Consider the following 12,531-nt stretch of genomic DNA (forward strand, 5'->3'; position numbering starts at 1 on the left):
GAGAACTTTGTAAGTTTCATCATTCGGCTCATTCATAAAAGGATAATAAAGCTGATTTACACCAGAGGCAGGTGATGGAGTTTGGCCATAGGACGTTATAAAAATTCAGCCAGTTGAAGTCATACGCTCCCATCCATTACCCCATTTCTCACCAAAAAAAATTAAGTGCCCTCGTTTATGGAAAACGGAATGATGGATTCTACAGCAGCTCAAATACTTTCTAAGAACTCAAAACTAAACACTAATAACTAATACCTCATCACCCAATTACGGTAGAAACAACTTTATCCGCTAACTCAGTATAATCGGTCGTATAATGCAATCCGCGGCTTTCTTTTCGCTGCAGGGCTGACCGGATAATCAGGTATCCCACACAAATCAAATTACGCAATTCACAAAGAGGCACACTTACTCGCGTTCGGTCGTAGAAGTCTTCCACTTCATCATTCAGTAGCTCCACCCTGCGCATAGCTCGCTCCAGGCGGAGGTTACTGCGCACAATGCCTACATAATCCGACATCACACGACGAAGTTCCTCCCTGTTATGAGAAACCAGCACCCATTCTTCGGTATTCTCCGTACCACTTTCATCCCATTCTGGTATTACTTCGTTTAGACGCAGTTTTCCAATTTCCTGAATAGCGGTATCTACCGCACGGTCTGCGAATACAAGTGATTCCAATAAGCTATTGGAAGCCAAACGATTTGCTCCGTGCAACCCCGTGCAAGCGACTTCCCCGCATGCATACAATTGAGCGATGGAGGTTTCGCCCTTCAGGTTCGTAGAAACGCCACCGCAAGTGTAATGAGTAGCAGGTACCACCGGAATTTGGTCTTCGGTGATATCCAGTCCATACTCTAAACAAGTTTCATAAATGGTAGGAAACTCTTCTTTCACCGCTTCTGCATCCAGATGGGTGACGTCGAGAAAGACATGGTCCTCGCCTCTTTTTTTAAGCTGATCATCGATCGCACGGGCTACTATATCACGGGGAGCCAATTCCTTGCGTTCATCGTATTGCTCCATAAAAGCAACCCCATCCGCATTGCGTAAAATGCCGCCAAATCCTCTCACTGCCTCGGAAATCAGAAAAGAACCGGCTTCCGGAATAGCCAGGCTGGTGGGATGAAACTGAACAAATTCCATGTTCTCAATTTTGGCTTTGGCGCGGTAAGCCATCGCGATGCCATCACCTGTAGCCACTGGAGGATTAGTAGTATGTTGATAGACCATTCCGGCTCCCCCGGCGGCCAATACAGTGACTTTAGCCAGTATACGGCGGACTTCATCGGCTTTTTCATCCAGCACGTAGGCTCCAAAACAGTGGATTTGATCCAGCTTTTTTACTTTTTCGCCCAAGTGATGTTCGGTCAGCAATTCCATCACAAAGTGATGTTCATGAATCTCAATATTGGGATGATTCTTCACCTTACGCACCATCACCGATTCAACCTCGAAACCGGTGGCATCGGCAGCATGTACAATACGGTTTTCGGAATGACCGCCTTCGCGTCCCAAGTCCAGTTTTCCATTTTTCTTGGTAAACTGTACGCCGTGATCGATCAGCTCATTGATCAGGCGCGGACCTTCTTTCACCACCAGCTCCACCGCTTCCCTGTTGCAAAGCCCGGCCCCGGCTTCCAGCGTATCGGCTATATGTTTTTCAAAAGAATCGTGCTTAGTCAGAACACCGGCTATACCACCCTGAGCGTAGGCTGTGTTAGCCTCCATCATTTCTTTTTTGGTGATGATAGCTACGCTTCCATGCTCGGCGGCCTTCAGGGCAAAAGTTAGCCCTGCGAGGCCGCTGCCGATGACAAGGAAATCGTACTTATACTTGTTCTGCATCCTGATCTTGCAAGAGATAGGCTTTAATAAATTCGTCCAGATCTCCGTCCATCACTCCGTCTACATCGCTGGTTTCGTAATTGGTACGGTGATCTTTAACGCGCTGGTCATCAAACACATAACTGCGTATTTGAGAACCCCACTCGTTTTTGCTTTTGGATCCTTCCAGTTTCGCCTTTTCGGCTTCTTTAATTTCTTTTTCCAGCTCGTAAATGCGGGATTTTAGCAACACCATTGCTTTCTCGCGGTTCTGCAACTGAGACCGCTCCTGCTGACACTCGGCCACCACTCGTTCCGTGCTTCCATCGGAAAGTTCCCCTTCCCATACTAATCGAACACCGGTTTCCACTTTGTTTACATTCTGCCCGCCGGCTCCACTGGAGTGGAAGCGCTGCAGCTCCACCTCGCTTTCATTGATGTTCACTTCAATGGTATCATCAATAAGCGGCGCTACAAATACGGAACAAAAAGAGGTATGACGACGCGCATTGCTGTCAAATGGGGAAACGCGAACCAATCGGTGCACCCCGCTTTCCGCTTTCAAAAATCCATAGGCATTATCACCCTGTACCTCAATGGTGGCGCTTTTGAGTCCGGCTACATCGCCATCCTGGTAATCTACGACAGCAACTTTGAAGTCGTTTTTGTTGGCCCATCGGGTGTACATACGATACAGCATTTCGGCCCAATCCTGGCTTTCTGTGCCGCCAGCCCCGGGGTTGAAAGTCACAATGGCATCCCGGTGATCGTCTTCTCCGCTCAACATATTGCGGAGCTCCATTTCTTCGAGGTGCTTTTCCAGGTTTTTCACTTCTGCTTCCAGCTCAGCATCCACTTCTTCTCCCATTTCCTGGAATTCGAAATAAACGTTGATGCTTTCGCGAAGCTCATCTAGTTTGTCCCAGCCTTCAACCAGACTTTTTTCATGGTTGAGCTGTTTCATGATGGCTTGTGCTTTATCGGGATCATCCCAAAAAGCCGGGTTCTGTGTTTGTTCGGTAAGCTCTATTATACGGACTTTTCTTTTTTCGTAGTCAAAGATACCCCCTGAGCGCGTCCACACGCTCGAAGAGTTCGTTTACATGGTCGGTATTAACTGCCATTATAGTTACTTAAAGATGAAATAAATATTTGGTCTGCTGTATTCATGATAGAATACAAATCCATTTATTCAGTTTGGGACATTGTTCTACACATCTGATAAACAGAATAAAAGGCGGTGAGAATATCTTAATTCACCGCCTCAATTTCACATGTGTTTAGCTAATTATTTTCTGGTGATCAAAGCACCAATAACCAATCCTGCTGCAAAAGCAAGACCGAGTCCTTGTTCAGGATGTGCGCGTACATAACGACGGGCGTTGCGATATTCATGCTTTAATTCCCGCTCCAGTCCGTCGCGTTCGTAACGCAGCCGGTCAAGCAATGCATCATACGTTTGTTCGGCTCTTTCCTGTAAAGCCTCGGTTGTATCATAAATGGTGTCTTCGATATCTTGTTTGGTCTTTGACTTATTTGTTGAGGCAGCCATAATTACACCTTTGTTTTTTAGTGAGTTCCTATTAAATATTTTCTTACTGTTTTGCTTTCATTAACACGGTATCACCGCATAATTGTTCCATTAAACGTACAATTGCTTTCATTCCTCGGTATCGAGTTCTCTTATCCAAATATTCCGATAGCTTACTTCCGAATTATGATCCTGCAGCCGGATAGGTCCCGCTCCATGGGCTCCATACTCAGGTAACCCAATGTACGGCGTATGGCCTTTGATTTCCGTATTGTTTTGCACCACCACACCATTCCAGATTACAGTGATACGGGCAGGAGAATTCAAGCTTCCGTCTTCATTAAATTTCGGAGCTGTATATGAAACATTGTAGCTTTGCCATTCGCCCGGCTTTTTGGCAGGATTTACCAGAGGCGGTGTTTGCTTATAGATGCTCCCGGCCATTCCATTTACATACGTTGGGTTTTCCCAGGCATCCAATACCTGCAGTTCATAAATGTTCTGAAAAAAGATTCCACTATTGCCCCTGTCCTGCCCCTTGTGATCCAAATTTCCGGGAGATCTCCATTCAATATAGAACTGTACACTTTTGAAAGAGTTTTTAGTTTGAATGTCACCCGTACCCGTTTTAACTGTGAAGTGATCGCCCTCTACAATCCATGCGGCCTCACCACCTGCTGAGGATTCCCAGGCATCTAAATTATTACCATTAAATAAAATGATAGCATCTGAAGGAGGCTGCAGGAAATGGGTTTCAGCCGGCGTTACCTTAGCAGGAACCGGTTCATACCATTCGGTGTCTTCCGGACGCATATCCACAGAATCCTGTGCATATATATTGGATTGAACCATCCATAAACCCATCACCAACAAAAAAATTAAGCGCATAACCACGTTTACTCCGCAATTGTATAAAGATAAAAACAAAAGAGCTTTTTATATCCAACCAAACCTTTAAGGCTCAAGCCCTTTCACTAAGAAGTAGTTAGCTAATATTCAACTTCCAATCAAATCAAAGCACTCTAAAAATACCTTCTCTCGAAAACTCATTCTATTCGAAATTTCAGGCGCAAATGTGACGAATATTTATGGTATCGGTAACATCATCTTTGGAAGAAACATCATCGCTACTCATGTCAAGTTTCTAAAAACTTGTATGCCATAGCTTTATAGATGCTTAATGATTTTACACCGTTCCATTGCTCAGTTAAGAAACTGCCTCTTAATGCCGATAAGAAGTAACAATGTTAGGATTTCAGTTCCACACGTCCTGAATCCCATCGAAAAACAACATAATTACATTAAAAAGATTGGTTTAATGAAATCATTACAAAATACTATCAAAACTTTACTTCTTATACTTGTAGTGGGGAGCAATGCAGTTTACGCGCAGAGCATTTGGGAGCCACAGACTAATATTACCGGATACGTATCCACCGAATTTAACTATTTCGATGATCTTGACGGTTATAATTATAACTATGGGGCCTCTGTTTCAGAAGCGGGATTGCTTATCTCTTATCGTGCTACTTCTGCTTTTACTCTAAAAGGGGTTTTTGTATATCGCCCGGATTATGAATTCGATAAAATGTTAAATGAAGCTTACGGACAGTATGCTGTATCCTCAGCATTAAATATTAAAATAGGGCGTTTTCTAACTCCGCTGAGTCCAATGAATACTTACTACTATGCACCGGTTAACACTAGTGCAACTTTGCCAATGATTGTAACAAACAACGAGAATTTTCCACTAAATGTTGATGGAATCTCACTCAATGGATTCTTTGGTGATACTTTCAAAATCAAGTATGATGCCTTTGCAGGTGGATACACAAATTCTACCTGGAAGAAATCCGGAGCTATGGGCTTTTTTGGACGGGAAGTGCCCTACTTCAAAAATCAAATAAACTCGCGAAATACTATTGATGATTCTTACAGTGGTACATACAATGTTGGATTGGGGGGCAAAATTGGGCTCTCTTATAAAACTATTGCAGAAATAGGTGCTGGTTATTTTGCTCCAAAAAAAGAAAAAGTACCTATTAGTGTTAGCCTTCCTGAAAATGCCTTGTATCCGGGTTCGCCGGCTACTGCTATTGTGGCACCCACCGGGTTTGAACGTCCTGCCTGGGGATTAAATGGAAAAGTTCAGCTTAGAAACACGACTATTGATGCCGAATACTGGACCGGCAATCTCAAAAATGATGCGATAAAATTTGATTTCACCGGAGATGGTAACAAAACGTTGCTCTCAGAGGGAGGCGATGTAGAATTGGAAGGTTTGTTTGTGCAGGCAAGTCAGCGTATCAAAAAATTCACCCCTTACGCCCGTTATGAATATCAGCACACCAACGATGTAGAGTATCAGCGGTATTCTGCCGGATTAAATTATAAGCCAAGTTTTGAGCGTACCCTCAAGCTTGAATACATGCTTTACAAGCACGATGACTCTGATACCAGCATCAACGGGTTGGTTGTTGCATATATATTCTCATTCTAAGACTGCTTCAGTGGAGATCATTATGAAGTACTTACTTTCATCAATAACTATGCTGCTTTTAACTGTTTATTCGGGTACCGCAACTGCTCAGGAATTTAAACCTGTCATAAATAAACCCATAATTGCAGAAAGTATCTCCGAAGAAGATCTATTTAATAATTTTCTGAAAGTACGAACGAAATGGGGTGATAAAACTAAAATCACCCCTAAAGACCTGGAAGAAAAAGAGCTTAGTGCAATAGCTGTATATAACTATTGGCAACAGTCGGTATTTCCTGTTGTAAGAACTACGGCACTTAAGTGCTACGCTGGTGATTCAGATTTCATTGAGCTTATTATGATAGCTCCTAATGCGGTTGATTCTTTTACTTCTCCAGCAGGTTCTACCAAAATTAAAGAGCCTGAGATTTAATAAGTATTAACTATTACAGAAGGGCTAAATAGGCCGGTGGGTAAATTCTTAAAAGAATTTGACCTCCCGGCTTTTTTTTGAACGATCAAAGCATTTTCTCAAAACTCCTCAATTCACAGTTTTTAAAAAATAGAGTCTACAAAATCCATTCTACAGTAAATCTGTTATTGAAGGTGAATACCATTTAAATCAATACACAGAATCAGCTCTCCTCAAAAATAATTTTGCTCAAAACTGTACATAGTTGCTTTAAAAATAACCGTATTCAAGAATATGAATATTCAGTTAAGAAAGAATACAATCCTGCCGATAAACTGAATAATCTTAGGATTCAGCGACAAAAAATAAACGGGAATATTGATACAAGCACACTAATACTACACCAAAAAAGGTGAGTCAATACAACTGTTAGCTAAAACAAACATAACTTAACAAAACTCTCACATGGCAAACTATAAATTTACCATCATCGCATTTTTATGTGCATTCGTACTCGGTACAAGCAGTACATATGCACAAACGGTATGGGAACCACAAACCAACATCACCGGATACGTATCTACCGAGTTTAATTATTTTGATGACCTTGAAGGGTACAATTATAACTACGGGGTTTCTGTGTCAGAAGCAGGACTACTCATTTCGTACAAAGCCACTTCCAAATTCTCATTAAAAGGAGTTTTTGTATACCGTCCTGATTTTGATTTCGACAAAATGTTGAATGAAGCTTATGGGCAGTATGCACTATCCAATAAACTGAACATAAAAGTTGGGCGATTTTTATTACCGCTCAGCCCTATGAACAGTTACTACTATGCCCCGGTAAATACCAGTGCAACACTTCCAATTCTGGTATCAAACCATGAATTCTTTCCCCTTAACACCGATGGTATATCTGTGAATGGTACGGTAGGAAATGACTTTCGGTTTAAATATGATGTATTTGCCGGAGGATATCGTAATTCTACCTGGATGAAAACCGGTCCGGTTGGTTTTTTTGGCGATGAGGTAACTTATTTAAAAGAAATCATGGGAAATCCGGTAAGCATTGATCCTTCTTATAACAAATCATACAACCTTGCGGTTGGTGGGAATGTAGGAATTTCATACAAAAACTTTGTTGATGCCGGATTTAGCGTCTTCAAGCCCAGAGATGAGAAACTACCTATTGGCGTAAATCTACCTCCTGACGCTCTATACCCTGGTTCTCCCGCTACCTATGTAGTACAGGAAGTGAATTCAGTGAAAGCAACCTACGGTATCAACGCTAAAATTCAATACAACAATACCAAAGTTATTGGCGAGTATTGGTTCTCTGATTTAGAAATTGACAACTCAACTATTGACCTGGTAGGATCTTTTGTGGAGTTAAGTCATCGTATCAACAAATTTACCCCATACGCCAGGTACGAATCCCAGATAACCGACAACGTGGACTATAATCGTATTACGGCTGGTATCAACTATAAGCCAAGTTTTGAAAGAACCCTTAAGCTTGAATATATGCTGTACAAGCATGATGACAGTGACACCAATATCAACGGATTGGTTGTAGCATATATATTCTCATTCTAAGAATTAAAAGATATTACACTATTATGAAGTACTTACTTTCAACATTAAGCATATTTCTGTTAACCATTACTTTAAACACTGCTACTGCTCAGGAATTTAAGGCTGTAGTAAATAAAGCTAATGCTGCAGAAAGCATCTCAAAGGAAGATCTCTCTAAAATTTTCTTAAAAGAGCAAACCAAATGGGCGGATGGGACTGCCATCACCCCCATTGACTTAAAGGCGCAGTCTGCAACACGCGTAGCTTTCTCTCTGGAGGTTCATGGACGCAGCGTAGGCGCTATCCGTAGCCATTGGCAGCAAGCAGCTTTCTCTGGTGCCGGCACAGCCCCCCTGGAGCGCTCCAGCGATACAGACGTTATTGAATTTGTTAAAGCCAATCCTGGTGCCGTAGGCTATGTTTCTGCTGCCGCAGATATTTCAGAGGTTAAAGAACTTGCTATCCAATAAATAGCATCTCTGTAAAGCAAAACAGGCCGGCTGGTTTATTCTAATAAGAATATTACCAGCCGGCTTTTTTTATTTCTTGTATTTACATAAAAAATCTGATCCTGCCGCTTTTCCTCCTCATCTTCACATAGAAAAACCAATCTAGATTCTATGCTAAAAAACTCAGTTTATTTGAGTCAGAAATGAAGTTTACCTCATACCCAAAATCAGTTTTTATTAAGATAAATTTTTGCGCAAAATTGGACAAAATTGCTCAATCAAGAGTTCAGCAATCTTACTCCCCTTTTGTAAAGTATTAAAAATATAAAGCTAAGGGCTGATATATTTTTTATTAAAAAACTCTAATATTTCTGTTAAGTAAGAGCAATAAAATGCCGATAACTAGCACAGATTAGGATTTCAGCAAAAATAATAACCAACCATTGATACGGAATACAAGTACACGACCTACGTGTGTGTATCAATCTAACTGTTAGCTAAAACATAACTTAATACAACACTCTCATGGCAAACTATAAATTTACCATCATAGCATTCCTATGTGCATTCGTCATCGGTACCAGCAGCGCTTTCGCACAAACTGTTTGGGAACCACAAACCAACATTACTGGATATGCATCCACCGAATTTAATTACTTCGATGACCTCGAAGGATATAACTATAACTACGGCGTTGCTGTTTCAGAAGCTGGTATTTTGATTAACTACAAACCCCTTTCAAATCTTACTCTTAAAAGTGTATTCGTATATCGTCCGGGATATTCTTTTGACAAAATGTTGAATGAGGTTTCCGGTGAATATGTACTTAATCCCTACTTAAATGTTAAAGTGGGACGTTTCTTACAGGCTTTAAGCCCTATGAATACCTATTACTATGCTCCGGTAAACACCAGTGCTACACTACCTATTTTGGTGAGTAATAATGAATTCTTCCCACTCAACATTGATGGAATTTCATTTAACGGTTCTCACGGACAAGATTTCAAATTCAAGTACGACCTTTTCGGTGGTACCTATACCAACGCCCTTTTCAAACAAACAGGTGCCTTAGGTTTCTTTGGCAACGAAGTGAACTACTTCAACGCTTTGAATGGCGCAGAACCTATTGAGTTTCCAGATTTTAGAAACATGGCTTATGCCGGTACGGTCGGGTTCTCTTTTAAAAACTACGTAGATGTAGGCGTTGGATTTTTTAATCCAAACAACGAAATCGTTGATTTCGAGATGACTTTTGCAGCGGATGAACTCTATCCTGGATCTCCGGCTGGTACCCAAGTATTTACAATTGAAGTGGAAAAAGTAACTTATGGTGCGAACCTTAAACTTCAGTATAACAATACCAAATTGACTGGTGAAATTTGGAAAGCTGAGTTAAGTACACCCCAAGCTGATATGCCAGACTACACCACCTTCTATACAGAATTGAGCCATCGTATCAATCGAGTAACTCCTTACTTCCGATACGAAAACCAGGATGCTGGTGCTCTTGAATATGAGCGACTTACAGCAGGATTAAACTACAAGCCAACATTTGAAACAACTTTCAAAATTGAATATCTCAATTACTTAAATGAAGCTGATGATATTCATGGCCTTGTTGCTGCATTTATCTTCTCATTCTAATCATATTACAGGACTCAGACATGAAAAATTTATTATCACTAGTATTCTTTTTTGTTCTTGCCGCTTCTATAAACGAAGCCTATGCACAGTCATTCCAGGTTATTGTGAATGAAGCCAATGCAACCGAAAGCCTCTCTAAGCAAGAGGTATCTGATATCTTTTTAAAAGAAAAAACAAAATGGGCCGACGGAACCGATATTACCCCTATCGACCTGAAAGCCCAGTCTGCAACCCGTGTTGCCTTCTCAGTAGAAGTTCACGGACGTAGTGTAGGCGCTATCCGTAGCCACTGGCAGCAAGCAGCTTTCTCTGGTGCCGGCACAGCCCCCCTCGAGCGCTCCAGCGATGCAGACGTAATCGAGTTTGTGAAAGCAAACCCTGGTGCCGTAGGATATATTTCCGATGGCACTGCAGCTGATGGTGTTAAAGTACTTAACGTACAGTAATAACATCTCAGCATCTATTCTATATACTGATTAAAGGCACTGTGGCGGGTCAACCAATCCGGTCTCTACGATAAAGATGAGAAGTCTTATCGGGCCCGCCCGGCCTTATTAATCACCCGGCAGGAGGCTCCTGCTCCCCCTCTCTCCTCTATACATTATACACACCAGGTTTCACTTACAAAGGTTTAGACATTTAAGGATTTTAGGCAATGAACGTTTTTAACAATATTAGGCTCAGATACAAGATTCTTGTATTTCCAGCCATTTTTACATTAGTAGTTGGGGTTATTTACTATACCACCCAATGGAGTAACGAAACGATCAGCAAGGAATTAGATACAGTACAATACTCGTACCTACCCTACAATGATTATACTAACCGCATGATTTCTACCCAGGCGGCCATCCAAAAAGCATTACAAGACGCGGTTTCTGCCCAGGACGAAATGGCCGTGGATAACACCCAACCCCTCGCCGACCAGTTTATTATGCTTGCAGACAGTGCAAAAAAAGTAAAGGCAGATAAAGACTATGCCGTTCTCGACAGCACAATTCTGACTTTTAGTTCATATTACGATTATGGAGTAAAAGCTTCAAAATTGATGATTCAGCAGGACTTCTCTGAAGATGTTAGTACCAACGTTCAAGCTATGATAGCGGAACAGGAAGTACTCAAAGGTCTGCTGAAGAAAGCTTCAAGCCTGGCAGTAAGCCAGTCATTTGAAAATGCACGTGCACAGCTTGGTAACCTCTCGCAAACCATCAACTCAGTTCTGTACATAAGCCTTGCCCTCTTTATTGGGATTTCCTTTTTACTTTCCCAGGCTATATCGGGGGCATTACGCAAAACCGTAAATAAAATATCCAATCTTTCTGACGGTGACTTGGGAGTTGAAATCCCCCAAAAATATCTCAAGAGAAAAGATGAAATTGGAGATATATCACGAGCCGTTGATAATCTCACAAGTCGATTACGTGAAGTGATTGTGGGCGTACAAGGTGAATCTGACCAAATATCTGAAATCAGTCGCCAGTTGGAAGAGACATCCAACCAGATGGCGCGTGGTTCTAATGAACAAGCGGAGTTTGTGGAGGAAATTTCCAGTACCATGGAACAGGTTTCTGCCAATATCCGACAAAATGCGCAAAATGCACAACAGACCAACCTCATTTCTGGTGAGGCTAATACTCGTCTTAAAGATGTTGGTGAGAAATCAAAAGAATCGATCGCCGCTAATAAAACTATCACTAAGCGAATCAACCAGATTAATGAGATCGCATTCCAAACCAATATCCTTGCACTTAATGCTGCTATTGAAGCCGCACGTGCCGGTGAAGCCGGTAAAGGTTTTGCCGTGGTAGCAACGGAAGTTCAAGATCTTGCCGAGAAGAGCAAGACGGTAGGTGAAGAAATTGTGGAACTCACGCAAATGGCCTATGCCCTCTCTTCTAAAGCCGGAGAGGTTATGTTTGATACCATTCCCAAGATGGAAGAGACTTCTAAGCTGGTGCAACAAATATCCCATGCCAGTGATGAGCAAAGTGAGGGTGCAAACCAGGTTAACCAGTCCATTCAGCAGCTAAATGAGCTGGCTCAAAATAGTGCTGCCTCCAGTGAAGAGCTGGCAGCATCTGCAGCCCAGCTACTGAACCAGTCAGAGCGCCTCAAGAAATCCATTGCCTATTATCGTATAGACAGAGAACACCTACAGGCTGATATGGACGATAATGACTTTTCAATGCCTCCGGTTCCTAAAAAAACACTTCCTAAACGTCCTAAGCAGGTAAACGGGCATCGTAAGCCAGAATTTAGCTTTTAAGCAAATGTTTTAGTCCGCAGGTTCAGCTTATAAGCTGCCTGCGGCTTTTCGATGGGCCATTAGATTTCTCTGCAACTGGAAATGATGCAAGGTTACTCGTATACCTGCAAGTCATCATCAGGAAAGAAGGAGTCTAATGGTTTTTCTTTTTGAGTTTATTTTTCAGAATGTGCAAGATGAGTTAGCAGGAATTCTGGTTCAAACACCCTCACCAATTTACCCCCTACCGCAAGCGTCCCGCTTGTGGTAATGTTGTAAACGAACATCTTTGTGAATAGAATAATGATCCAAGCGGGACGGTTGAACCAGTCTATGCGGTACTTACCCAATTAGTGAGTTCGATATAA

The 12,531-nt window shown here is 41.9% G+C and carries 11 protein-coding genes; 7 read left to right on the top strand and 4 right to left on the bottom strand.

Annotation, left to right across the window (positions count from 1 at the left end; translation table 11 throughout):
- Positions 1-259: 259 nt before the first annotated feature.
- From nadB to FN815_RS02255, 4 genes are all read right to left on the bottom strand, one after another.
- Positions 260-1,849 carry an L-aspartate oxidase gene (gene nadB / locus FN815_RS02240; RefSeq protein WP_142452956.1) on the bottom strand — a complete coding sequence of 530 codons (1,590 nt, stop codon included), beginning with the start codon at positions 1,847-1,849 and terminating at the stop codon, positions 260-262.
- Positions 1,833-2,952, bottom strand: a protein-coding gene (gene prfB / locus FN815_RS02245; RefSeq protein ID WP_142452957.1) for a peptide chain release factor 2 whose coding sequence is annotated in 2 segments (ribosomal slippage) — positions 1,833-2,885 and positions 2,887-2,952 — 1,119 coding nt in all. Because the reading frame shifts where the segments join, the coding sequence is not laid out codon by codon here. The genes nadB and prfB overlap by 17 nt, the downstream gene beginning before the upstream one ends.
- 164 nt (positions 2,953-3,116) lie before the next feature.
- A complete protein-coding gene (locus FN815_RS02250) occupies positions 3,117-3,380 on the bottom strand; it encodes a glycine zipper domain-containing protein (RefSeq protein ID WP_142452958.1) in 264 nt (87 codons plus the stop codon).
- 108 nt (positions 3,381-3,488) lie between these two features.
- Positions 3,489-4,247 carry a 3-keto-disaccharide hydrolase gene (locus tag FN815_RS02255; RefSeq protein ID WP_142452959.1) on the bottom strand — a complete coding sequence of 253 codons (759 nt, stop codon included), beginning with the start codon at positions 4,245-4,247 and terminating at the stop codon, positions 3,489-3,491.
- Between the two features lie 430 nt (positions 4,248-4,677).
- On the opposite strand from FN815_RS02255, the gene FN815_RS02260 reads away from it, so the two are divergent.
- The 7 genes from FN815_RS02260 to FN815_RS02290 all read left to right on the top strand — a co-directional run bounded on the left by FN815_RS02260 (position 4,678) and on the right by FN815_RS02290 (position 12,184).
- Positions 4,678-5,859 (top strand): hypothetical protein, encoded by a 1,182-nt coding sequence (locus FN815_RS02260; RefSeq protein ID WP_142452960.1) that lies wholly within the window; start codon positions 4,678-4,680, stop codon positions 5,857-5,859.
- A 22-nt stretch (positions 5,860-5,881) separates the two neighbouring features.
- Positions 5,882-6,271: a hypothetical protein gene (locus FN815_RS02265; RefSeq protein WP_142452961.1), complete on the top strand. Its 390-nt coding sequence runs from the start codon at positions 5,882-5,884 to the stop codon at positions 6,269-6,271.
- A gap of 444 nt (positions 6,272-6,715) precedes the next feature.
- On the top strand, positions 6,716-7,846 hold the full coding sequence (locus FN815_RS02270) for a hypothetical protein (RefSeq protein WP_142452962.1): 1,131 nt from the start codon (positions 6,716-6,718) through the stop codon (positions 7,844-7,846).
- A gap of 23 nt (positions 7,847-7,869) precedes the next feature.
- Positions 7,870-8,295 (top strand): substrate-binding domain-containing protein, encoded by a 426-nt coding sequence (locus FN815_RS02275; protein ID WP_142452963.1) that lies wholly within the window; start codon positions 7,870-7,872, stop codon positions 8,293-8,295.
- A 504-nt stretch (positions 8,296-8,799) separates the two neighbouring features.
- Positions 8,800-9,918: a hypothetical protein gene (locus FN815_RS02280; protein WP_142452964.1), complete on the top strand. Its 1,119-nt coding sequence runs from the start codon at positions 8,800-8,802 to the stop codon at positions 9,916-9,918.
- 20 nt (positions 9,919-9,938) lie between these two features.
- Positions 9,939-10,364 carry a substrate-binding domain-containing protein gene (locus FN815_RS02285; protein ID WP_142452965.1) on the top strand — a complete coding sequence of 142 codons (426 nt, stop codon included), beginning with the start codon at positions 9,939-9,941 and terminating at the stop codon, positions 10,362-10,364.
- A gap of 209 nt (positions 10,365-10,573) precedes the next feature.
- Positions 10,574-12,184, top strand: a complete 1,611-nt coding sequence (locus FN815_RS02290; RefSeq protein WP_142452966.1) for a methyl-accepting chemotaxis protein — start codon at positions 10,574-10,576, stop codon at positions 12,182-12,184.
- Positions 12,185-12,531: the final 347 nt, after the last annotated feature.

Origin of the sequence: Gracilimonas mengyeensis (assembly GCF_900182705.1) — a bacterium.
Classification (GTDB): domain Bacteria; phylum Bacteroidota; class Rhodothermia; order Balneolales; family Balneolaceae; genus Gracilimonas; species Gracilimonas mengyeensis.

Coding starts and splice junctions, on each gene's coding strand:
- nadB (WP_142452956.1), bottom strand. CDS start 1,849: ATGCAGAACAAGTATAAGTACGATTTCCTTGTCATCGGCAGCGGCCTC.
- FN815_RS02250 (WP_142452958.1), bottom strand. CDS start 3,380: ATGGCTGCCTCAACAAATAAGTCAAAGACCAAACAAGATATCGAAGAC.
- FN815_RS02255 (WP_142452959.1), bottom strand. CDS start 4,247: ATGCGCTTAATTTTTTTGTTGGTGATGGGTTTATGGATGGTTCAATCC.
- FN815_RS02260 (WP_142452960.1), top strand. CDS start 4,678: ATGAAATCATTACAAAATACTATCAAAACTTTACTTCTTATACTTGTA.
- FN815_RS02265 (WP_142452961.1), top strand. CDS start 5,882: ATGAAGTACTTACTTTCATCAATAACTATGCTGCTTTTAACTGTTTAT.
- FN815_RS02270 (WP_142452962.1), top strand. CDS start 6,716: ATGGCAAACTATAAATTTACCATCATCGCATTTTTATGTGCATTCGTA.
- FN815_RS02275 (WP_142452963.1), top strand. CDS start 7,870: ATGAAGTACTTACTTTCAACATTAAGCATATTTCTGTTAACCATTACT.
- FN815_RS02280 (WP_142452964.1), top strand. CDS start 8,800: ATGGCAAACTATAAATTTACCATCATAGCATTCCTATGTGCATTCGTC.
- FN815_RS02285 (WP_142452965.1), top strand. CDS start 9,939: ATGAAAAATTTATTATCACTAGTATTCTTTTTTGTTCTTGCCGCTTCT.
- FN815_RS02290 (WP_142452966.1), top strand. CDS start 10,574: ATGAACGTTTTTAACAATATTAGGCTCAGATACAAGATTCTTGTATTT.